Here is a 24,245-nt window from a genome sequence, read left to right on the forward strand (position 1 = left end):
TCGCGACAGATGTAAGCTTGTAGTTAGCTTACCAACATTTTTTTTATGTAAAACGCTTCAATTTACACCACTTAAAATTGGCTTACTAGTTTGAAACTTGAGAGGATCATACTGAAAAATGAAAAAAGCTGCTCCATAAATGAAGCAGCTTACTAACAATTTAAAACTAACAATTAAATTTTTCCTTCCTTAATTTCATCAACAATTTCAGGATTCAATAGCGTAGAAATATCTCCAAAATTAGAATAATCTCCCTCGGCGATTTTTCTCAGGATACGACGCATAATTTTTCCTGACCTTGTTTTGGGTAAACCCGTAACAAACTGAATTTTATCTAATTTAGCGATAGGTCCAATTTGGTTAGAAATTTGTTGATTAATCTCTTTTGATAAATTTTCTCTATTTCTGTATTCTCCCGTTTCTTTCAAAATTACAAATCCGTACAAAGCATTTCCTTTAATGTCATGCGGGAACCCCACAATTGCTGATTCAGCCACTGCAGGATGTTCATTGATTGCGTCTTCGATAGGTGCCGTCCCTAAATTGTGACCAGAAACAATAACAACATCATCTACACGTCCTGTTATTCTATAATATCCTACTTCGTCTCTTAAAGCGCCATCTCCTGTGAAATATTTGCCTGGAAAGGCCGAGAAATAGGTTTCTTTATATCGTTGGTGATCGCCCCAAATAGTTCTTGCGATTCCGGGCCAAGGAAACTTAATACATAAACTACCAACGACTTGATTACCCTCTATTTCATTGCGTTTTTCATCCATTAATACGGGTTGAATACCAGGCAAGGGTAGGGTAGCATAAGTTGGTTTTGTAGGGGTTACAAAAGGTATTGGTGAAATCATAATTCCGCCTGTTTCGGTTTGCCACCAAGTATCAACTACGGGACATCTTTTATCTCCAACGTGGTCATTGTACCAGTGCCAAGCTTCTTCATTGATAGGTTCGCCCACTGAGCCAATTACTTTTAATGTCTTTAACGGGAATTTTTGAACATAATCTAAATTCTCTTTTGCCAAGGCTCTAATTGCGGTAGGCGCAGTGTAAAATTGGGTTACTTTGTGCTTTTCAATAATTTCCCAAAAACGACTAAAGTCAGGGTATGAAGGTACTCCTTCAAAAATAACAGTAGTTGCCCCGTTTAATAAAGGGCCGTACAAAATATAGGAATGTCCGGTAATCCAACCTATATCAGCGGTACACCAAAATATATCGTTGTCTCGGTAGTTGAACACATTTTTGAAAGTGTACGCTGTGTAAACCATATATCCTGCTGTGGTATGAACCATTCCTTTTGGTTTTCCAGTGGAACCGGAGGTGTATAGAATAAAAAGTGGATCTTCGGCATCCATGATTTCCGCCACATTATTGTCTGACGCTTCATCTAAAAGAGGTTGCAGCCATTGGTCTCTTCCTTCTTTCATTAGGATATCGCTTTGGATCCTTTTTACAACCAAAACGTTCTCTACGCAAGGACAATTAACAAGTGCCTCATCGATAATGCTTTTTAAATCAATAGTTTTGTTGCCGCGGTAGCCACCATCTGAGGTGATGACCATTTTACATTCACTGTCATTTATTCGTGATGTTACCGCTGAAGCTGAAAAGCCTGCAAATACTACGGAGTGAATGGCACCAATTCGAGCACAAGCTAAGGTTGCAATCGCTAATTCAGGAATCATTGGCAGATAAATACAAACACGGTCGCCTTTTTTAATGCCTTGGTCGCGAAGAACGTTTGCCATTTTACCTACTTGTTGATGCAATTCGTTGTAGGAAATGTGTTTGGCCTCTTCTGATGGGTCATTTGGTTCAAAAATGATTGCAGTTTTATCTCCTCGCTTAGCCAAGTGTCTATCAATGCAGTTTTTGGTGATATTAACTTTAGCCTCTGTGAACCATTTTATTTCGGCTTCAGCCATATTAAAATCCACTACTTTGTCCCATTGCTGGTACCATGTAAAGTTTTCGGAAGCAATTTTATCCCAAAATTTTCTTGGTTCGCGAACTGATTTTTTATAATGTTTAAAGTATTCTTCTAACGTATTAATTTCAAAGTAACTCATGTTGTGCTATTTTTTATAGATTATAAACGCCTATTTTATATTTGGTTAATGTCTGAATAATTTCATTTATGATGGATTCATCGTCTATTGTTGATGGGATCTGAAAATCGGCTCCATCAGCGATGCTTCGCATTAATTTTCTGAGAATTTTACCGGATCGTGTTTTAGGTAATCGCTGCACTATCACTACATTTCGTAATGAGGCAACCGCACCTATTTGCTGGCGAACTAGTTTTATGATTTCTTGTTCTAGTTGATAAGCACTAATATCCGTTCCTGATTTTGTTACAATTAAAGCGAGCGGTACTTGACCTTTTAATTCGTCCTCAATACCAATAACGGCGCACTCTGCCACGCAAATATGGGCAGCAACCACTTCCTCCATTTCTGCAGTTGATAAGCGATGTCCAGCCACATTGATGACATCATCTGTTCTTCCAGTGATGAAAATATAACCCTCGTCATCTTTATAGCCTCCGTCACCAGAGAGGTAATAACCGTCAAACTTACTAAAATAACTAGCTTTGAAACGGGCTTCGTTTGCCCAAATACCCAGCATATTTCCTGGAGGTAACGGAAGTTTTACCACAACTAAACCTTCTTCATTAGCGTTTAATTCTTCTCCGTTTTCATTAAAAATCTTAATGTCGTAACCACAAACTGCTTTAGTAGCAGAACCTGGTTTAACAAGCATTTTTTCAATTCCAAGAGAATTGGCAATCATAGGCCATCCAGATTCTGTTTGCCACCAATGATCAATTACGGGAATAGGAATGTGTTGCTGATACCATTCTAAGGTAGCATTGTCACAACGCTCTCCCGCCAAAAATTGATTTTTAAGACAACTTAAATCGTATTGTTTGATGAATTCTCCATTAGGATCCTCTTTTTTGATGGCTCGAATAGCGGTTGGAGCGGTAAACATGGTACCTACTTTATGTTCCGAAATGATTCTCCAAAACGTACTCGCATCTGGAGTTTTGATAGGTTTACCCTCAAAAATTATTGTTGTATTTCTATTTAATAAAGGACCGTACAAAATATAGCTGTGTCCTACTGCCCAGCCCATATCTGATGCTGCCCAAAAAGTTTCATCCTCTTTTACATTGTAAATGTGTTTCATCGAGAATTTCAATGCCACGGCATATCCACCAGTATCTCGCACAATTCCTTTTGGCTTTCCCGTAGTTCCTGAAGTGTACAAAATATACAACGGGTGGTTGGATTGCAAAGGAACACAAGGCATTTCTTCAGATCCGTAAACTAAGGCATCGTAATCGACATCATATTTTTTAAACGGAATTCGCGCACCTAATTTTCTGTTGAAAACAATGACTTTTTTTGGTCGATGCGAAGCTAGTTCAATGGCTTCGTCCACTAACGGTTTATAAGCAATTAGCCGGTCAATTTCAATTCCAGATGAGGCAGTAATTATCGCTCTAGGTTTGCAATCATCAATTCTAATTGCTAATTCATGCGGAGCAAAACCACCAAAAACAACCGAATGAATTACTCCAATTCTGGCGCAAGCCAACATTGCAAAGGCAGTTTGTGGAATCATAGGCATATAAATTATGGCAGTGTCTCCTTTTTTCAAGCCAAGTGATTGCATGCCTCCGGCTAATTTTGCGACTTCAGTTTTTACTTCTGAATAGGTGTATTTTTTTACGGTTTGTGTTATAGGAGAGTCATAGATAAAAGCGATTTGGTCTCCGTATCCGTCTTGAATATGCTTGTCTAAGGCGAGGTAGCAAATGTTTAATTCCCCATCTTTATACCAAATTGGGTAGTCGTTTTCATCTTTTGACAAAATAATTTCAGGTTTATGGTACCAGGAAATTTGATCTGCTTGCTTTGCCCAAAACTGTTCTGGATGTTGGATACTTTGGTTATATGTTTCTTGATATTTCATAACAGCAAATTTTTCTATTGAATTAATTCTTGCACTTGTTCAACTAATTTTTTTACCGAGAAAGGCTTAACCACATATAAATTTGCGCCCAATGCTAGTCCTTTCTCAATATCTTTTTCTTTGTTTTTTGCCGACAGGAAAATGACTTTGCAATGTTGTAATCGGGCATCTCGTTTAATTTGCTCTAAGGTGGCAAAACCATCCACCATAGGCATCATAATATCAAGAATGATAATATCAGGAAGCTGTAGTTTTAATATATCAAGGGCTTCTTGACCGTCACGAGCTATGAAAACTTCAAAATTATTTTTTTTGAAAGTATATTCTAGTGACATTACAATATTGGGTTCGTCGTCTACGATTAAAATTTTTTTCATGTTTTTAACTGTTTTCTGTTGTATTGTATTTAGGAAGCGTAAAGATGAAAGTTGCGCCATCAGTTACCGTTTGATCAATTTTAATGCTTCCTTTATGATGTTCAATAATTTGTTTGCAAATAGCCAATCCTAATCCGCTTCCTATGGGTTTTTTGATGTTTTGGTTTCTAGATTGATAAAACTTATCAAAGATTGCTTCGGCATCTTGTGCTTTTACACTTTTCCCATTGTTGTGGATACTAACAGCTATGTGGTCTTGGTTTTCTTGGATAGTAATTATAATATTGCCTTCGGTTTCTGAACAAAATTTTATCGCATTCGAAAGGAGATTGTGAATTACTTGTACGATGCGTTCTTCATCGTAAAAAGCTTTTATTTCTTTATGACTTTCCTCAAAAACAACATTAATTTGCTTGTTTAAAAGTAGCTGATTGACTGAATTTAATGTGTTTTTAATTGTTTTTGTAATGTTGTTTTTAGACAAGTAAATCTTTTGTTTACCAGTTTCAAATTTCTCTAAATCTAGAATTTTATCAATTAAGCGGTTCAATCGATCTGACTCTGATATTATATTTTGTAAAAATTGTTTGCGAAGTTCTTCGGGTATGTCGGCATCATCGTGCAGGATTTCGCTTGCAGCCCTTATTGCTGTAATGGGTGTGCGCAGCTCATGTGTTACCGTGTCTAGAAATTCGTCTTTTTGAATATCTTTATTTACCAGTTCTAAGTTAGCGTTTTTTAATTGTTCGGATATTTTTTTTAACTCATTCGAAGTATCGGTCAGCTTTTTATTAATGATGATGTTTTCTTTGGATTCCTCCAAAATACGAAGTACTTCGGTTAAGCTAATTTTGTCCTCTTTAACCACACTTGAGATTAATATTTTGGCGGAAGCCGTGCCAATGTGTCCCGTTAGTAAATTTTCGGCAAATTTTATAAAACGAGCATCGGCGGTGGTAATGTTTTTATCGATGTTGTACTTTAAATTAAAAATTGTCAAGGCTCTTTTTGTACGTTCTTCGCCTAAAAAGCGCAATAGTACTTTTTGTATGTCTGAGATGTAGGCCGTTCCTTTCCATATAAATGCATTTTCGTGGTTGGTGATGTACTTGTCTATGTCGACAAACATTTCGGCATAATTTCGTTCTCTGTAATTTCCTTTAAAACTAACAGATACTGCTGCATAGCTTAAAAAGTTAACTAACATACTCCAAAAAAAAGCATGCGGTATAGGATCTAAATAGTCTAAGCCAAAAAGTTGAAATGGTCTCAGTAACGTGATTCCCCATGGTCCTTCCTGAATAAAAAGACTAGTTGATTTGGTTACACCAATAGCAAAGGGAATTAAAAGGGTGTAAAAACAAGTTAAAAACCCTAAGATAATCCCGGTAATTGCGCCGTTTTTTGATCCTCTTTTCCAAAAAATAGCGCCAAAAAAAGCAGGGGCTAATTGTGCAATAACAACAAAGGCTACTAAGCCAATAGAGAACAACGAGTAATCTAAAACAAAAACACGATAGATGGCATATGATAGAATTATTAGTGTAAATATGCCTATTTTTCTACTATTGAGTATGCGTTTGCTGTTTTTTTCTTGGGAGGTGTTTTGTAACGATCCAATAAAACCATAAGGTATAAGAAAGTTGTTGCTTAACATGGTCGAGAGTGAGATAGAGGACACGATAATCATCGAGATTGCTGCCGAAAAACCACCAAGAAAAACCATTATCGTCAATACATTATTGTCATAAAGCTGCGGAATAAGTAAAGAATAAGTATCTGAGTTATGTCCTTTTCCCTCAAAAAGAATGTTTCCTCCCCAAGCAATTGGAAAAACAAAAAGGTTAAAAAGTAAAAGATATAAAGGAAAAAGCCAAAGAGCGGTCTTAATGTGGGTTTCTTTGTTGTTCTCTATTATGGCAGTATGGAATTGCCTTGGCAGTAAAAAAATAGCAAACATAGATACTACACAAAGAAAGAACCAGTTTATGCCATTAGTAAGCCCACCAATGGTGTTTTTTTTGTCAAAATCCTTCAGCACAGCAGCCTTTTGATAAATATCATCAAACCCATCAAATACAAAGTAGGTTATATAAATCCCTACAATTAAAAAGAAGACAAGCTTTAAAATAGACTCCATTGCAACTGCTGTAACAATGCCACGTCTTTTTTCAGAAGCATCAACATATCGGGTACCATAGTAAGATGCAAATAAGGCTAAGGCTATACAAACATAGGTTGTGGTGTCTTCAAAAATATTAGAACTAGCATGTGTTTTAGTAACAATATGAAAGGTGTCTGAAATTGATTTTAGTTGTAACGAAATGTAAGGTAGAATTCCAAAAACACAAATCAATGTTACTAATGCACCAAGAAATCGGCTGTTTCCATATCGTAATGATATAAAATCAGCAATACTTGATATTTTATTGACTCTTGAAATTCGGATAATTCTCTTTAGGATAATCATCCAAGTTGGGATAATTAAAATGGGTCCTAAATAAATAGGTAAATAATTCAACCCAGATTCTGCCGCTACACCAATACTCCCATAATAGGTCCAGGCTGTGCAATAAACCGCTAGAGAAAACGAATAGATGTAAGGGTTATTAGTCCATTTTGAATGACTTCTTTTCTCTGACCAATAGGCAATGTAAAAAAGTATCGACAAGTAAAGTACTAATATAAGTAAGAGACCTAAACTATTCATAATATCTTTTTATTATTAGGTAGGATATAGCGATGGAGAAAAGCCATACTGAGAAGATATAAATAGAGGTAATAGGAAATCCAAATAAAGCTTTCGAACTATCAAATAACAGTAAAAGGGGCACATTCAAAGCTAGTAATAGTAGCATTGAAAGAATAACCAACTTTTGTTCATGTCTTTTTTTCATAAGAAAATACAAGTCGCCTTGGAGCGTAATTTAGTGTGTTGTAATTTAAATAAGCAATCTCTACCTGTAAAGTAGAGACTGCTTTGTAAAAAAATGGTTTGGTTATTATTTGTTATCGTCATAATCACCCATTAATGCATAGTACCCAAAAGTACCAAGTCCTAAAACGATTAATGGTGTGAGTATAAATAAAATGATGATACCAAATACGAGGTCATCTTGTTTGCCCGATGCAAATTTGGGTAATCCAAAAGTGAAGATGCAAAAATAAGCCGCAGCTAATGCTAATGCAATCCAAACTAATCCTAAAATTCTTTTTAATTGATTCATAGCTTTTGATTAAATGTGAGTGTTTTTAAGATCTTTATTTTTAATGTAGATCATACCTACTGCAAAACAGATGGCCGCAATAATAATAGGATACCACAGACCTTCTAGGTAAAATTCTGGATCGCCATTGTCCTTTCCATTAATTGCTAAATAAGTGGAAATAGCCGGTAGGAGTCCACCAAAAATTCCGTTTCCTACGTGATAAGGTAACGACATCGACGTGTATCTAATTTTAGCAGGGAACATTTCTACTAAAAATGCTGCTATAGGTCCGTAAACCATAGTAACAAATAAAACTTGTACAAAGATCAATAAGATTAAAGCCCATTTATCATCCCAGTTAATGTTTATGGTTGTTTTGGTATCTGTTCGAGGTTTTCCATCAACAATCATTGCAGCTCCGTTTTCTAAAGGTACAGTTTTTACTTCGACTAATGTAGTTCCATCAGTGAACTCTTTGTTAGTGGTGTAAATTGAATCCATACTTTGTTTGGAATTCTCTTTTAAGGCAGAGACAATTTTAGTGTTGGCAACAATTTCTGTTTTATTGTTCACATTCGTTGTTTCGTACATTTGCTTGTAAATAGGTCTGTACAATAAGATGGCAAGAAGCATTCCGCCCATCATAATGTATTTTCTTCCAATCTTATCACTCAGCCAACCAAATACAATAAAAAACGGCGTACCCATTACTAAAGCAATTCCTAATAAAGTATCCACCTGAGAGGAATCGATAGCCATTACGGTTTTCATAAAGCTCATTGCGTAGAATTGTCCGGTGTACCACACCACACCTTGTCCCATAGTAGCTCCAAATAAAGCAAGTAGTACAAATTTTAAATTATAACGATTTCCAAAACTTTCTTTTAACGGATTTGTACTTGTGTTTCCTTCTGACTTTGCTTTCGCAAAAACGGGAGACTCATCCATATTTTTTCTAATCAAATACGAAACTCCTACCATTACAATAGAAACCCAAAATGGAACTCTCCATCCCCAAAGATCAAATTGCTCTGGTGTAAGAACGCTTCTTGTTGCCAAAATAACCATAAGCGAAATGAATAAACCAACAGTCGCTGTAGTTTGAATCCAAGAAGTCCAATAGCCTCTTTGCCCAACAGGAGCATGCTCCGCAACATAGGTGGCTGCTCCACCGTATTCTCCTCCTAATGCAAGACCTTGTAACATTCTTAAAATTAATACTAATACTGGAGCCATGAAGCCAATAGTTTCATAACTAGGAATACAACCTATTAAAAAGGTGGCACCACCCATTAAAAGCAAGGTAACCATAAAGGTATATTTTCGTCCAATCAAATCACCTAAGCGCCCGAAGAAAAGGGCTCCAAAAGGGCGTACTACGAAACCAACGGCAAATGTCGCCAAGGTCGCTAAAAATGCTGCTGTAGGGTTGTCAGCAGGAAAAAATTTAGTTGATATTACAACGGCTAAACTCCCGAAAATATAGAAATCGTACCATTCGATCATTGTTCCCATTGAGGATGCAGAAATTACTTTCCAGATGCCTTTTGTTGATGTATTACTCATAAAATTTATTTTTTGTGGTGGTTAGTTTATAGGTAAATTTGGATTTGAACGATGAAGTCTCCCAATGATCCAGAACGAGTTGTTGCAGCGGTATAAACCGGTCTTGTTGAATATTGTGTTGTTATTTTTGCATGATGTCCATCTAGGAAAAAGTTAGACCCTACATCAAATTGAGTGCTTGATTGCTCCAAAGCATCGAATTTTTTATAAGTAACTGCTCCAAATGGTTGAATACGAACTTTAGGTTTTTCATCTTTATTCGGTAATAAGATTCCGGCTTGTGTGTACCAAATGTTTCCTGAACCAATAGTAGGTTGTGCATTTCCAGCTCCTGCAATTGCTCTACTTCCTGTGAAGTTAGGATCTACTGATCCAATGTTCATGATACCAACATTGCGCAAGTAATTAGGTCCAAAATCATAATCGTACAATACACTGTATGCGGTTAATGCCATTTTGTTTTCTTTTTTGCCAATCGGTAAATCCAGAAAAACGTCAGCTGAAAAAAGTTTTATATCATGCTTGTTAACAGTTCCGTTTACAGATGATCTTGTCGCGTCAGGAGCAGTATAGAATCCAGCACCTACATTGAATACTTTTTTAGTTCCTAAATAACTTCCCACTTTAAAAGGCAATACGTTTGCTTCTTGCTCTAAAAACTGATATTCAAAATAACCTGCTTTTGACCATTTAGTCATTCCGCTATTATCAACGGCTACAGCATTTTCAGCAGTCGTTACATTGGTAGGAACTAGGTTTGTAGCATAAGGTTTATTGTAGCTCAAACGGTATTCTAATTTACCATATTTCCCTTTTGCAAATAACCCTACTTGTCTCGCAAATTGATCAGAGTTTTCAATTAAAGGCCAGTTAAAAATAGGCGCATCGATAGTAAGGAAGTTAAGTGTAGAAGCCATCGTTAAGCGGGATAATCCCATGTAGTAATGCAACCCAGCGCCCAGTGACATGCTAAATTTTTTCTCTTTTTGTGGTAAAACAACCGCATATTCGTTCCAAGCATCATGAAAAAATAAACCAGGTTTTTTTCCGGCTCCATAGCCACCTGTACCAGAGGTTCCTGCTGCTCCACCATTGATAAAAGTTTGGTTGTTTATCCCAAAGTGGGTTACAATCATGTATCTTTTCGATACTTGTGCGTAGGCTAAAAAACGCAAACGTCGATTACCAATGTCGGTTGCGGTCGAAGTTGCTTCGCCTCCAATCATGGTTCCAGGATTCATTTGAGCTGAGCGCATCCAAATTTGGTTCCATGCAATTACACGCATGAATTTAGAACCATCTTCGTTCAAATTGAATTTCAGTCCAGCGCCATAGTCGGTGGAGCCTTGAGTAAATCCTTTTAAACTGATTAACAGTACAACTGCTATCAAATATTTTACTTTCATAATTAATAAGGTTTGGTTAGTTAAATGGTTAGTTATAACGGAGCCAAATTCTACTATTTATTTAATAAAAAAAATTATGATATATATATTTGTAAAGGGTATAGTTAATCTTTAAAGCGTTCCCATTTAATTAGCATAAATTTATCACCTAGTTCTGTTATAATCATACCAGCTCCGGATAATAAATCTTTGTTTTTTAAGTACTCAATTAGCTCTAAATGACTAACTATCTTGTAGGTAGGATGGTAGTTTGATTGGGAAGGCTTTTTTATATTAAAAGATTTCACCCAATTGCTTACCGTAACATGTGAAACGCCAATGATGCGCTCGATTTCACGAAAACTTAAGCCTTCTAAATAGAGCTGAAGTGCTTTGGTTACGTAGTAATCATCTATCTTTTTTCCAATTTTATTAACCGTGAAAAAATAGTTACATTTTTTACATAAATACCTTTGCTTGTGGTTGATGATACCACTTTTTATGATTTGATTTCGTTGGCATTTTGGGCAGGCTAAAATCTCCATGTATATAAATTTTGCATAAATATAGTAAATTAGCATTATTTATATAAAGAATATCACATTATTAAGTGTAAAAAAGTACGAACCTTTTATTTTTTGGGTATTATTGGTGCCATATCATCAAAATACACCGTTTTAATCCGTGCTGGATTTTTTAGTTGCTCCAATTCTCAAAGTACCCGTTTGGGGTATACTCAAGCATTTGCTATGTTAAATAAGTACACAAGTTACTTAACGTGGTTCGGCTTAAAAGATTTTCTTGATTGTTTTTTAAAGAGGTGTTGAAAATAAAAAACCGTGAATTTGGGAGATAGTGAGAATTCCGGTTTTTCCGATGTTTTAGATTTAGATTTTTGGGTAGAATTAAATCTTATGTAAAACAAAAAACCCACTAATTGCTTAGTGGGTTTTGGTGGTACCTCCAGGGATCGAACCAGGGACACATGGATTTTCAGTCCATTGCTCTACCATCTGAGCTAAGGTACCGTGCTTGTTGCGGGTGCAAATATATAACCTTTTTTAGTTTGTGCAAAACATTTTTTAAAAAAAATTGATTCGTATCTTCGCCGAATCAAAAAACGATTTATGATTTTAACTATTGATGTTGGAAATACGAGAATTAAAGGTGCTGTATTTGAGGGCGCTACCGCTGTGGAATATTTTGTTTTTGATCCGGCAGATTTGGAAAAAAATATTTTAAATATTTTAAAAAAATATCAAAAAGTAGGTCATCTGGTGGTCGCTTCCGTTGGTGTTTTAGAAAAACAATCCTTTTTGCAATTTGAAAAGGAGGTGAAAATACATTTTGTTTCCCACGATGACCTTTTTCCGTTTCGTAATTTATATGAAACGCCTAAGACCTTAGGAATTGATCGAATGGTACTGGCAGCTGGAGCTGTGATTCAATATCCTAATTGTAATCGACTCGTTATTGATGCGGGAACCTGTGTTACCTACGATTTTATTGATGCAAATGATAATTATTTAGGCGGTGCCATAGCTCCTGGTTTGCGCTTACGCTATGAGTCGCTCCATGCTTTTACCGCCAAGCTACCGTTATTGACGATTGCCGCATCTGCTGATTTAATAGGGAGGTCCACTGCGGGGTCAATTCATTCCGGAGTAATTAATGGTTTGGTCTATGAAATCGATGGTTTTATAGATGAATATAGGACGTTGGCTTCAAAATTTATAATAATTTTAACGGGTGGCGACACAGAATTTTTGGCTAAACGATTAAAAAATACCATATTTGCCAATTCAAATTTTCTTTTAGAGAGCTTGAGCCAAACATTTCAATATAAAATCGACAATGATTAAAAAAATTAGTATCGCTGTTTGCTTGCTTTTGTCAGTAGTTTCATTTGCTCAGCAAGGGACTGCTTCGCCGTATTCGTATTATGGTATTGGTGACGTAAGATATAAAGGAACTGCCGAAATACGCTCTATGGCAGGTATAGCTGTTGAACAAGACAGTATACATATAAATATGGATAACCCGGCTAGTTATGCCAATCTAAAATTAACCACTTTTGCTGTTGGTGGTTCTTATTTGACTACCAAAATGAAAAACGCTAGTGTTACTGAAAACGCTAGGCGTACTGCAATTGACTATTTAGCTGTTGGTTTACCAATGGGGAAATTAGGAGTAGGTTTTGGATTGATTCCGTACTCTTCTGTAGGTTATCAAATCCAGTCATTGAATAGTGCCGATGGGGGAATCAATAGTCGATACGATGGAAATGGTGGACTTAACAAAGCCTTTTTAGGAGCTGCCTACAAAATATCTCCTAAGTTTAGTTTTGGAGCCGATGTACATTACAATTTTGGTAAAATAGAAACTTCGGGATTGGTTTTCGTAACCGATGTGCCTGTTGGGACAAGAGAACTAAGTACAGCTAACTTGTCAGGAGTAGACTATTCGATCGGAGCGATGTTCCAAACTAAAATCAGTAAGAAAATTAGTTTTTTTAGTAGTGTAAGCTATAAAATGGAGGGTAACTTAACATCTAATAATACAAGTAGTATTTCTGCGGTTAATTACAACGCCAATTTTAACTTCACTACTGTAGATTCCGAAGATCAAATAACCGACAAAAAGATATTAAAATTACCAAGTAAACTTTCCGTTGGAGCGGGTTTTGGAGAGTCACGTAAATGGATGATAGGTGCTCAAGCAGTTTTAGGAAGTGTAGGTGATTTAGTAAATACATACAACCAGTCTGCTGCTGTTTCATATGAGAAGTCTATGAAGTATAGTTTAGGTGGGTATTATGTACCTAATTACAATTCTTTCACCAGCTATGCAAAGCGTATTGTGTACAGAGCGGGTTTGAAATACGATAAAACGGGTCTTATCGTGAACTCAGAATCAATCAATGATATAGGCTTTACATTAGGATTAGGTTTGCCAATCAATGGTACATTCTCTAATGTGAACTTCGGTTTTGAAATGGGAAAAAGAGGAACAACTTCTGCAGGTTTAATTCAAGAGAATTATGCTAATTTTAGCGTTGGATTATCTTTAAATGACCGATGGTTTGAAAAAAGAAAATTCCAGTAATAAAAAAACAGGGATGGTTAGTTATTGCACTTAATTTGTCATTTTTGACCTATGATTTCATTTAATAAACATAAAACAGTTCAGATAGTCATGGCTCTTGCCGTGACTCTCTTTTTTGGGTGCGAAAGTAATTTTAAGGAGGTTCAAAAAATAAACTTTACAGAGTTTACTCCTAGCGGTGATGCGGACAAGGTTAATCTAAAATATACCGATTCAGGATTGATTAAAGTTGTTTTGGTAAGTCCTAAAATGTTGGATTTTGCTACTGTCGACTTTCCTTTCACAGAATTCCCTAAAGGTGTTGATGTTACTTTGTACGATGACAAAGGAAAAAAAACAAGAGTAACTTCTAATTATGCAGTCTCTTATAAAGGAACTGGAATTATTGATCTTCAAGGGAATGTGAAAATTGTTGCCGAAAATGGCCAGAAGCTAGAAACAGAACAACTGTATTTTGACCAAAAAAACGAATGGTTTTATACCGAGAAAAAGTTTAAATTTACAGACCTTAAAGGAACATCTAACGGTCAAGGAATTGATTTTAGCAAAGATTTTAAAGTGATCAATTCGCAACGAATTATGGGCGAAATTGAATCGTCAGAATAAATATCAAATTACACTTATTATGAGTTATTTAAAATATACCCCTTTTTTATACCTAATTGTGGCCATCGCTTTTATATATGATGCCATCAGCAAATGGAGCGATCCTGCTGCAACTCCTTACTTAAGCATTGCTTTTGCCGCAGTTTGTGTATTCATGTTTTTCTTTAGGAGAAATTTTGCCAATAAACTGCATAACAGAAATAACAAATCCTAATCTATGGAAATTAGTATTATAATATTGTGTTTAATACTAAGTGCTTTTTTTTCTGGAATGGAAATAGCATTTATCTCTTCCAATAAAATTTATCTGGAAATAGAAAAAAAGCAAGACGGATTTATTTCTAAGATACTGACCAAACTTACTGAAAAGCCTTCTAAATTTATTGCTGCCATGCTTATTGGTAACAATATTGCGCTTGTTGTCTACGGTTTTTTCATGGGTGACTTGCTTATGGTATTGATAGAGAGGTGTGGTTTTCATTTTTCTGAATTACTGAATTTGCTGGTGCAAACGGTTTTGTCAACTTTAATTGTTTTATTGACAGCGGAGTTTTTACCCAAGGTTTTTTTTCAAATTTATGCCAACTCCTTGATTAAGTTTTTTGCTATTCCTGCCTATTTTTTTTATGTTTTCTTTTATTTTATTTCTTCTTTTTTTATTTGGGTTTCGGATTTTATTTTGAGAAAATTTTTCGGAACAGCGGGAGACCAAACACAACTTTTTTTTAGCAAAGTAGAGTTAGGGAATTACATAACCGAGCAAATGAGTACTGTGGAGGATAATGAAGAGGTGGATTCTGAAATTCAAATGTTTCAAAATGCCTTGGAGTTCTCAGGTGTGAAGGCTAGGGATATTATGTCACCCCGCACGGAGATCGTAGCAATTGATTTGTTCGATACAGTTGATGAATTGAAGGACTTGTTTGTGCGAACGGGCTATTCTAAAATAGTGGTATATGAAAACTCGCTAGATGATATCATAGGCTATGTGCATTCCTTTGATTTGTTTAAAAAACCTAAAAACATCAAGTCAGTAGTTATTCCGGTGGAGTTTGTTCCTGAGACCATATACATAAAAGACGTTCTTGATTTACTTACTAAAAAAAGAAAAAGTGTAGCAGTGGTAATCGATGAGTATGGTGGTACGTCAGGTATTATTACCGTTGAAGATATTGTCGAAGAGCTTTTTGGAGAAATTGAGGATGAACACGATTCTAGTGAGACCTTGATTGAGGAAGAATTGGGCGACGACACTTATCTGTTTTCGGCTCGATTTGATGTAGAGTATTTAAACCAATCGTATAAATTACAAATACCTGAAAGTGATTCCTATGGTACTTTAGGAGGATTTATAGTGGATTTCACAAAAGATATTCCGTTGAAAGGGGAGGTTATTACCATCGGAACCTATCATTTTGTTATCGAAGAAGCCACAAATAAGAAGATTGAATTGGTTAAAATGACTGTGAAAGACTGATTTTTTTTCGAAAAAGTTTTTTTTTGCAAAATAAAACGCTACGAGTATAATTATTAATTAGATAATTGTATTTTCGCAAACTGAATATAAAATTAACAACAATAAAAATGGCAGTTTTATCAAAAATTAGACAACGTTCCGCTTTAATGATTGCAGTAATCGCATTTGCTTTATTCGCATTTATCATTGGTGATTTGTTCAAAAGTGGTAGTTTCAATAGCACATCTAAGGATGTAGGAAGCATCAATGGGAAAGATATCTCCTTTGAGGATTTTAGAATTAAAGTAAGTGAAGTTGAAAAAAGTGGTCAAGGTATCACGTCTACCGCAGCAGCGACTAGAGTTTGGGATCAAGAGGTTTCGATTGCTCTATTAAGTTCTGAATTTGAAAAACTAGGTTTGAGAGTTGGTGAGAAACATATTCTTGAAGTGCTTAAAGCAGATCAAAATATTGGAAAAAACCCAATGTTTTTAAATTCTGCAGGGATGTTTGATATTGCAAAATTCAAAGAATTTTTCAAGTCAAATCCAGCGCAAGCGCAATTCTTGAAAGACAGAGAGAAAGATGCTGAGCTTAACGCAAAGTATCAAATATACAATACGTTAGTAAAATCGGCGCTTTACACTACTGAAGCAGAAGGTAAATTACAGTATGAAATGGAAGCTAACAAAGTGAGTTTTGCTTATGTTGCTGGATTGTACTCTACAATAAAAGATAGTGATGTTAAGGTTTCAGATGCTGAGATCTTGGATTACATGAAGAAAAACGAGAAAAAATTTAAAACAGATGAAACTCGTGAAGTAGAATATGTTTTAATCGAAGACAAAGCTTCAAAAGAAGATGAGGCTGAGGTAAAATCTAAAATTAATCAGTTGTTGACTGGAAGTGTGGTTTACAACCAAGCAACTGGTAAAAATGATACTTTAGCTGGATTTAGAACCGCTAAGAATGTAGCTGAATTTGTGAATTCAAATTCTGATGTACCTTACGATTCTAGTTATGTAGCTAAAAAAGATTTACCAGCTGTTGATGCTGAGCAATTGTATAACTTAGCTCCAGGTCAAGTATATGGTCCTTACATTTTTGGAAACTACTACTGTATTTCTAAATCAATGGGTAAAAAATTAGGAGTGAATGCTAAAGCAAGTCATATCTTAATTAGTTACGAAGGAACAAAAGTTCCAAACCAAAAAGAAAGTAGAACTAAAGAAGAAGCTAAAGCAAAAGCAGAATCTATCTTAGCGCAAGTAAATGCTAATCCAGATAGTTTCTTAATGTTAGCTTTCCAAAATTCTGATGATTCATCTGCACAACAAGGTGGTGATTTAGGTTATTTTGGTCCAAACCAAATGGTAAAACCGTTTAATGATTTTGTTTTCAATAATGGAATTGGAAAAGTTGGTTTAGTTGAAACAGACTTTGGTTACCACATTATAAAGATTACAGATAAGCAAGACGGAATTCGTTTAGCTACTGTGGCTCAAAAATTAGAAGCTTCAGAAGCGACTGCTGATAGAGTATTTACACAAGCGACTAAGTTTGAAATGGAAGCAGTAGATAAAGATTTCAATGCTTTAGCAAAAGAAATGAAGCTAACTGTTTCTGGACCAGTAACAGTGGGAGTAATGCAAGAAAACTTTGGACCTTTAGGAAACCAAAGAACGATTGTAAGATGGGCTTTTGAAGATAATTCTAAAATTGGAGCTGTTAAAAGATTTGAAGTGGCTAATGTAGGTCACGTAATTGCAAGAGTTAAAAGTATTGACAATTCAGGATTGGTTGCTGTTTCTCAAGCAAGATCATATGTAGAGCCAATTCTTAAAAATAAAAAGAAAGCAGAATTAATCAAAGCTAAGATGACAGGTTCTTCTTTAGAAGCGATTGCTACTGCTACCGGATCAAAAGTAGAACAAGCAACTGATGTTACTCTTGCTAATCCAGTTTTAGCTGGTGGTGTAGGTATGGAGCCTAGAGTAGTAGGAAATGCATTTGCATTAGCTGCTAACAAATTATCAGCGCCAATCGAAGGAGCAACGGGTGTGTATGTAGTAAAAAATATCAGTACTACTAAAGCTCCTGCTGTTAAAGACATAAGTCCTTATGTTGGAAAACTGAAAGGTCAAACAGCTGGTGATGTTAACAGAGTTTTACCTGCATTAAAAGATAAAGCTAAAATTGAAGACAATAGAAGACAATTTAACTACTAAGAATACCTAGTTAATTATTATTCACAAAAAAACTCGATACCTAGTATCGAGTTTTTTTATGCTTTTAAATGATATTAATTCTTGTAAGAAATATTCTTTGTAAAATTATTTTATGTAATTTTAGCACTGTTAAGAATTGATGGATTTAGAGGAGTTTAGACTAGAAAATCTTTTGTTTATTGTGTTTCAGTACAACTGTATGTAATCAATACTCGTTTTATAAAGTATTCAGCATAAAAATGATTGTTTTTTATAAGCAAGATAATTATCAGTGTTAAAACAAATTCAATGTCTTTCAGAACCGTATAAGTATGAAATATTTAAAAATGCTCTTTCTTTTAATTCCCCTAGTATTTAGTTCGTGCAGTGTTCCACGTTACATGGTAGACAATACGGGACTAAATACGGGATTAGATTTCACAAAAGGAAAATGGTTACTCAATTTTGTTGATGCAACAGCAGGTACTCAAAATAAGATTACTACAATGGCAATTTCGGACTTTTCAAAAGTTTTAAACGAAAGGTTTGTCTACGTGGCAGACGGGATTGGCTTGCTGCTCCCTAAAAAAACCAACATGAATCCCACCCCATTGGTGATTAATGAGTTAAAAAAGGGAACTGGTTTTGATTATTTTATAAATATTAAAGCACAGAACACTAAGAAGCAATTGGGTAGTGTTAATTTATCTAGTCATCGCTTTAATACTGGAGGAGTCAATGAAAGTGAGGTGATGTTAGAAGTTTATGATCTTAACACTAGTGACATCATTTATTCGCAAAGAATTATTGGTTTTGTGGCTAGAGGAAATGATAATGATGATATTCATTTTGCGAAATCAAATGATGCCTTAATTCTTGGAGCCTATAAAAGGATGATAAATGAACTCATGAAAAAATCAATTACAATCAAATAATATAAGAAATGAAAATGAAATGTTTTTTTACGCTAATAATACTAGCTATTTGTCAAATAGGAACTGCGCAAAGTGCAGGTGTTGAAAAATCAGTTTATACTATTCAAACTGGTTTTCTTGGGATTTGGTTTAATCAAGAGGCTCGGATCTCAAAAGAGGTTGTTGTAAGATCAGAATTAGGATTTGATGGAGGTATTCGTGGAGGTGATTTGGTAGGGAAAACGCTCTTTGGTTTAGCACCAGTTTTAGCAGTCGAACCTAGATGGTACTACAATATCATTCAAAGAGAAGTTAATGGTAAAGAGAGTAAAAACAACAGTGCTAATTTTTTAGCCATAGGAATAGAGTACCATCCCGATTGGTTTGTAATAGGTAATAGTAATGATCTTAGTGTGGCTGAGCAAATTTCAGTAATTCCTAAATGGGGTATTAGAAGAGCAATTGCAAATAGTTCCTTTAATTATGAATTGGGTTTAGGCATTGGTAAACGATACTATACTGTTTTAAAAGAGTGGGAAACAGCCGCTGACTTACATGTAAGAATAGGATATTCATTTTAAAAAAGCTGCAATTCTTTATTTTAAACTCCCAACTATTCAAATAGGAATATTTGGGAGTTTTTTACGCTTTTTAGTTCCTTAAAATCATTTCATCGTACGGCAGTATAATTTCATAACCCTTGCTTTTAAAATACGCTGTTGGATCTTCTTGAGATACAGCCATTACAAAGTCGCCTCCCCAAGCGCCAAGGCTTTTTATTGCGCCATCAAAATCCGAAAATAAGCTTTCTTTAACGGTATCCGTTTCTAGTGTATAGCTCATGGTAGCCTCATGCTTTTCGATTGCTGTGGCGAATTGTTCCAGCGTTGTGGCTTGTAAAAATTCGGCGGTTATTTGATCTATAGCGGTCACTTTTTTAGGTAGTTCAGTTGTTTTGTTGGTCTGGTACGTATTGATAGCCGTTTTACTACTTTGTTTTTTATTGAGGTATACAAAGTAAATGTTTTTAGTAAAATCAGGTGCAAAGGGAATCGCTGTAACGGTGGGTTGGTTGTTTTCTAACTGGTAAAGAATAGGCGTGTTGTTTTGTGCACAAGCAATATCATAACCGCTTCCGCCAAAGCTAGTGTTAAGTAGCGTAAAGGCATTAACTTGTGTCCACTGTGCAATATTATTGATCAGAGTAGACGAGGTGCCTAATCCCCATTTTCGTGGAAAGCTAAGCTTGGTGGCTACTTTAAAACCTTTACTGTTGTTTAGGAAAGCTGGATTGAGCGTATACGCGTGGTGTAAAATGGTAATTAGGGTTGATTGAACCGTTTCGATGGTTGCTACTATTGGTTTTTTGATGTCTGAAAACGGAATTGTTGCTTCAAACCATATGTTTTCATCACTGTCATAACTAATCCATTGGATTTCGTTATTGGAGCCCGGTTCTATTTGTAAACTTTGCCCAAATTTAGTTGGTAACGCGAATGCTTTTGCGCCATCAAGTACAAGATATTCACCGGTGATTAATAGTTTTCCGTTACTGTAGAAGGTTTGTTTCATTATCGCTTTATTTGGTTTTGAAGCAGTTTTTTTAGCCCCGATAGTAGTGGAAATCCTTTTAAGACCTTGTTGTTGTAAAACAACAAGGTCTTAAAAGATTGGAGCGGATAGCGGGATTAGCTCCTGAAAAACAACGTAGTTATTGCTTTATTTTCTTAAGTTCTCGATTAAGTCCACCACCGCACTGTGCGACACGGCTTGGTCTTTAAAGTGATTCCTAATGGCTGTGCGCTCCACATCGGTAGCGTTGAACTGGTTTAGTATATTGTTTAAGTGCATTTTCATGTGGCCGTCTTGAATTCCAGTTGTCGTCAAGGAACGTAAAGCGGCAAAATTTTGAGCTAAACCAGCAACGGCAACAAACTGCATGAGTTCCTGTGCTGACGGTTTTTCAAGCATTTCTAGTGACAATTTAACCAAAGGATGCAGAGAAGTTAGTCCGCCTACGGTTCCTAAAGCTAAGGGTATTTCCATCCAAAAGTGGAAGTTTCCGTTTTCTATTTTGGCATGGGATAAACTGCTGTATTGGCCTGATCGGGCGGCATAAGCGTGGATTCCTGCTTCGACTGCTCGAAAGTCATTTCCGGTAGCTAAAACCACCGCATCGATACCATTCATGATGCCTTTATTGTGTGTCACGGCTCTAAAAGGTTCTACTTCGGCAATTTGAACCGCTTGCACAAAGCGATGGGCAAAGTCAAGAGGATTGTCAATGTGTTTTTCTTTAAGATCTTCAATTGGGCAAGTAACTTCGGCACGAACGATGCAATTAGGTACATAATTAGAGAGGATGCTCATGATAACTTGAATCTCTTTCTCGGTTTCTGAAAAGAGTCCGTAGTTTAGAGCTTCATCCTTTAAAGTCTTGGCAAATTGTTCTAGGCAAGAGTTGATAAAATTAGCTCCCATGCTGTCTTTAGTCTCAAAAGTAGCATGCAGTTGATAGTAATTAGGAAGTAAATTAGTCTTGTCCTCTAGTGTTATATCTAAGATTCCACCACCTCTTTTTTGCATGTTTTTAGTAATGCTCTCGGTATCGGTGAAGAATTTTTGTTTCGTTTCCACAAAAAACAAGGCCAATTTCGAAGGGTCGCCATGGTACATAAAGTGAACCTGACCTATTTTTTCGGTGTTGAGAACCGTTGCTTTGAAACCACCTCGGGTAGACCAAAATTTAGCCGACTTTGAAGCGGCAGCAACCACAGAGCTTTCTTCAATTGCCATAGGAATGGTGCTGTATTTTCCGTTTATGAGGAAATTAGGAGCCACTCCAAGCGGAATATAGAAGTTGGTAATCGTATTTTCGATAAATTCATCGTGTAGTTTTTGGATTTTCTCGTCTGAATTCCAATAGTTTTTTAATAACTGTATCGCTTCATCGGGTGTGGAAAAGTATTCCTTAGCAATCCAATTTATTTTTTCTTCTTTAGATAATTTTGAAAATCCTGCAACGGCGTTATTCATTGTCAATAGATTATAGTATAATTAGTTGCAAAGATACATTTTTAGGTGTTTTCTTTTGCAATAAACCAAGTAGATTAAAGTGATTTTAAAGTTGCTCATTTTAATTTTTAACATAACAAATGTTAGATAATTGTAAAATTTTCACTAAAATTGGGCTACTTTTTACATATCAAACAATAATATGAAGTCAAAACATTTTTCGGTCTTATTTTTATTTTTATGTGTCAGTATTTTTGCACAGCAAAAAATTACTGTAGAACAAATTTATAATGGCACCTTTCGTGCACAAGGAATGGATGAATTGCAATCCTTGAAAAACTCCAATCAATATACGGTACTTAATTATGATCGTGCTTCTAGAAGTATGCAAATTGATTTATATGATTTTGCTACTTTAAAAAAATCAGCTACATTAATTGATACAAAAGACCATAAAGGATTACCATCTATAGACGGATATACTTTTGACGCTAGTGAAAAGAAAATGCTTTTGGCTACTAATTCCAATCAAATTTTTCGCCACTCATTTACTGCCGATTACTATTTGTATGAGATAGGTTCGAAGCAGTTAACGAAACTGTTTGATTTTCAAATTCAAGAGCCTACTTTTTCTCCTGATGGAAGTAAAATTGCGTATGCCAGAGAAAACAACTTGTTTGTATATGATTTAGGAACTAAAAAAACAACGCAAATCACTACTGACGGAAAGAAAAATGCTGTTATAAATGGTATTACTGATTGGGTATATGAAGAAGAATTCGCTTTTGTGAAGGCTTTTGATTGGAGTGCTGATAGTAAGAAGTTAGCTTACATTCGTTTTGACGAAAGTGAAGTTCCAGAGTTCTCTATGTCGATGTTTCAAAAAAATCTTTATCCAACGGTAGAGACTTTTAAGTATCCAAAAGCAGGAGAAAAAAATGCCGTGGTCTCTTTACATTTAGTCGACATCAACACGAATGCAACAAAAAAAGTTGACTTAGGGAAATACAATGATTTTTATATTGCAAGAATGCAATGGACGAAGGATGCTAACGTACTTTCGGCTCAGGTATTGAACCGCCATCAAGATAATTTAGATTTGCTTTTTATTGATGGAAATTCAGGAAAAGCTACAGTAGTTTTAAATGAAAAGGACAAAGCCTACGTTGATGTTACTGACAACCTTACTTTTTTAAAGGACAACAGTTTTATTTGGACCAGTGAGAAAGATGGTTTTAATCATATTTACTTATATGACAAATCAGGGAAACTTAAAAATCAAGTAACCAAAGGCAATTGGGAAGTTACTTCATACTATGGGTTTGATGAAAAATCTAAAACTGTTTTTTATCAATCTACCGAAAATGGTTCAATTAATAGAGCTATTTATAGTATTGGCTTAGACGGGAAAAACAAAAAAGGACTTTCTACGAAAACAGGAACGAACGGAGCTGCTTTTAGTCCTAACTTCCAATATTTTATCACTACTTTTTCAAGTGCTACCCAACCAACATTGTATACTCTAAATGCAGCAAAAGACGGAAAGCAATTGCAGGTTATTCAAGATAATGCAGCGTTAACAACTAAGTTAAAAGCATTTGACTTGCCTTCAAAGGAGTTTTTTGTTCTTAAAACAGAAAAAGGAAATGAATTGAATGCTTGGATTATTAAGCCTAAAGATTTTGATCCTTCGAAAAAATATCCTGTATTTATGTTTCAATACTCAGGTCCAGGATCACAACAAGTAATGAATGCATGGTCTAGCTCTAATGACTATTGGTTTATGATGTTAACGCAACAAGGGTACATCGTTGCTTGTGTTGACGGTCGTGGAACGGGATACAAAGGAGCTGATTTCAAAAAAGTAACGCAATTAGAATTAGGGAAATACGAGGTAGAGGATCAAATTGATGCTGCTAAAGTTATTGGAAATTATCCTTATGTTGATAAAAGCAGAATTGGAATTTTTGGATGGTCTTTTGGAGGTTTTATGGCTTCTAATTGCATCTTGAAAGGGAATGATGTGTTCAAAATGGCTATCGCCGTTGCGCCAGTGACGAATTGGAGATTTTACGATAGCATTTACACCGAGCGTTACATGCAAACGCCACAAGAAAATGCAAACGGATACGACCAAAACTCACCAATTAATCATGTCGATAAGCTGAAAGGGAAATACCTTTTAATTCACGGAAGTGGAGATGACAACGTGCATGTTCAAAATTCAATGCAAATGATGGAAGCCTTAATTCAGGCTAACAAACAATTTGACTCACAAATTTATCCAGATAAAAATCATGGAATTTATGGAGGAATGACCAGGATTCAGCTGTACACTAAAATGACAAACTTTATTAAAGACAATCTTTAATAAAAACACACCCTTATAGCCATAGTGTTTTACGCTATGGC

At 35.5% G+C, this 24,245-nt stretch carries 19 protein-coding genes and 1 tRNA gene; 9 read left to right on the forward strand and 11 right to left on the reverse strand.

Features of this window, described 5'->3' with window-relative positions:
- Positions 1-173: 173 nt before the first annotated feature.
- From acs to ACZ2G0_RS05425, 9 genes are all read right to left on the reverse strand, one after another.
- Positions 174-2,081 carry an acetate--CoA ligase gene (gene acs, locus ACZ2G0_RS05385; protein WP_470309339.1) on the reverse strand — a complete coding sequence of 636 codons (1,908 nt, stop codon included), beginning with the start codon at positions 2,079-2,081 and terminating at the stop codon, positions 174-176.
- A gap of 13 nt (positions 2,082-2,094) precedes the next feature.
- A complete protein-coding gene (locus ACZ2G0_RS05390) occupies positions 2,095-3,993 on the reverse strand; it encodes an acetate--CoA ligase (protein WP_470309340.1) in 1,899 nt (632 codons plus the stop codon).
- 14 nt (positions 3,994-4,007) lie between these two features.
- Entirely contained in the window at positions 4,008-4,370 is a 363-nt protein-coding gene (locus tag ACZ2G0_RS05395) for a response regulator transcription factor (protein ID WP_470309341.1), read from the reverse strand.
- A 4-nt stretch (positions 4,371-4,374) separates the two neighbouring features.
- Positions 4,375-7,080 carry an ATP-binding protein gene (locus ACZ2G0_RS05400; protein WP_470309342.1) on the reverse strand — a complete coding sequence of 902 codons (2,706 nt, stop codon included), beginning with the start codon at positions 7,078-7,080 and terminating at the stop codon, positions 4,375-4,377.
- Between the two features lie 292 nt (positions 7,081-7,372).
- Positions 7,373-7,597 carry a DUF6814 family protein gene (locus tag ACZ2G0_RS05405; RefSeq protein WP_470309343.1) on the reverse strand — a complete coding sequence of 75 codons (225 nt, stop codon included), beginning with the start codon at positions 7,595-7,597 and terminating at the stop codon, positions 7,373-7,375.
- 9 nt (positions 7,598-7,606) lie between these two features.
- Positions 7,607-9,145 (reverse strand): MFS transporter, encoded by a 1,539-nt coding sequence (locus ACZ2G0_RS05410; RefSeq protein ID WP_470309344.1) that lies wholly within the window; start codon positions 9,143-9,145, stop codon positions 7,607-7,609.
- 26 nt (positions 9,146-9,171) lie between these two features.
- On the reverse strand, positions 9,172-10,551 hold the full coding sequence (locus ACZ2G0_RS05415) for a porin (RefSeq protein ID WP_470309345.1): 1,380 nt from the start codon (positions 10,549-10,551) through the stop codon (positions 9,172-9,174).
- Positions 10,552-10,655: 104 nt separating this feature from the next.
- Complete coding sequence (locus tag ACZ2G0_RS05420) at positions 10,656-11,075, reverse strand: IS1/IS1595 family N-terminal zinc-binding domain-containing protein (RefSeq protein WP_470309346.1); 420 nt, start codon at positions 11,073-11,075, stop codon at positions 10,656-10,658.
- A gap of 407 nt (positions 11,076-11,482) precedes the next feature.
- Positions 11,483-11,558 (reverse strand) — tRNA-Phe (locus ACZ2G0_RS05425).
- Positions 11,559-11,657: 99 nt separating this feature from the next.
- Here ACZ2G0_RS05425 and ACZ2G0_RS05430 point away from each other — a divergent pair.
- The 8 genes from ACZ2G0_RS05430 (at position 11,658) to ACZ2G0_RS05465 (ending at position 19,399) form a co-directional block, all read left to right on the forward strand.
- Positions 11,658-12,392, forward strand: coding sequence for a type III pantothenate kinase (locus tag ACZ2G0_RS05430; RefSeq protein ID WP_470309347.1), 735 nt, complete (start codon positions 11,658-11,660; stop codon positions 12,390-12,392).
- Positions 12,385-13,635: a hypothetical protein gene (locus ACZ2G0_RS05435; protein ID WP_470309349.1), complete on the forward strand. Its 1,251-nt coding sequence runs from the start codon at positions 12,385-12,387 to the stop codon at positions 13,633-13,635. The genes ACZ2G0_RS05430 and ACZ2G0_RS05435 overlap by 8 nt, the downstream gene beginning before the upstream one ends.
- 51 nt (positions 13,636-13,686) lie before the next feature.
- Positions 13,687-14,241 carry an LPS export ABC transporter periplasmic protein LptC gene (gene lptC / locus ACZ2G0_RS05440; protein ID WP_470309350.1) on the forward strand — a complete coding sequence of 185 codons (555 nt, stop codon included), beginning with the start codon at positions 13,687-13,689 and terminating at the stop codon, positions 14,239-14,241.
- 19 nt (positions 14,242-14,260) lie between these two features.
- Positions 14,261-14,455, forward strand: coding sequence for a hypothetical protein (locus ACZ2G0_RS05445; RefSeq protein ID WP_470309351.1), 195 nt, complete (start codon positions 14,261-14,263; stop codon positions 14,453-14,455).
- Between the two features lie 3 nt (positions 14,456-14,458).
- Entirely contained in the window at positions 14,459-15,718 is a 1,260-nt protein-coding gene (locus tag ACZ2G0_RS05450) for a hemolysin family protein (RefSeq protein ID WP_470309352.1), read from the forward strand.
- 107 nt (positions 15,719-15,825) lie between these two features.
- Positions 15,826-17,925 carry a peptidylprolyl isomerase gene (locus ACZ2G0_RS05455; protein WP_470309353.1) on the forward strand — a complete coding sequence of 700 codons (2,100 nt, stop codon included), beginning with the start codon at positions 15,826-15,828 and terminating at the stop codon, positions 17,923-17,925.
- A gap of 311 nt (positions 17,926-18,236) precedes the next feature.
- Positions 18,237-18,839, forward strand: a complete 603-nt coding sequence (locus ACZ2G0_RS05460) for a hypothetical protein (protein ID WP_470309354.1) — start codon at positions 18,237-18,239, stop codon at positions 18,837-18,839.
- 14 nt (positions 18,840-18,853) lie between these two features.
- A complete protein-coding gene (locus ACZ2G0_RS05465; protein ID WP_470309355.1) occupies positions 18,854-19,399 on the forward strand; it encodes a hypothetical protein in 546 nt (181 codons plus the stop codon).
- A 70-nt stretch (positions 19,400-19,469) separates the two neighbouring features.
- On the opposite strand, the gene ACZ2G0_RS05470 is transcribed toward ACZ2G0_RS05465, so the two are convergent.
- Together ACZ2G0_RS05470 and ACZ2G0_RS05475 are read right to left on the reverse strand one after the other, a co-directional pair.
- Positions 19,470-20,390, reverse strand: a complete 921-nt coding sequence (locus ACZ2G0_RS05470; RefSeq protein WP_470309356.1) for a GYDIA family GHMP kinase — start codon at positions 20,388-20,390, stop codon at positions 19,470-19,472.
- A 147-nt stretch (positions 20,391-20,537) separates the two neighbouring features.
- On the reverse strand, positions 20,538-21,854 hold the full coding sequence (locus ACZ2G0_RS05475) for a hydroxymethylglutaryl-CoA reductase, degradative (RefSeq protein ID WP_470309357.1): 1,317 nt from the start codon (positions 21,852-21,854) through the stop codon (positions 20,538-20,540).
- A gap of 181 nt (positions 21,855-22,035) precedes the next feature.
- On the opposite strand from ACZ2G0_RS05475, the gene ACZ2G0_RS05480 reads away from it, so the two are divergent.
- Positions 22,036-24,204: a S9 family peptidase gene (locus tag ACZ2G0_RS05480; protein WP_470309358.1), complete on the forward strand. Its 2,169-nt coding sequence runs from the start codon at positions 22,036-22,038 to the stop codon at positions 24,202-24,204.
- The last annotated feature ends 41 nt before the right edge of the window (positions 24,205-24,245 follow it).

The sequence above is a fragment of the Flavobacterium sp. KKT103 genome (assembly GCF_055640565.1).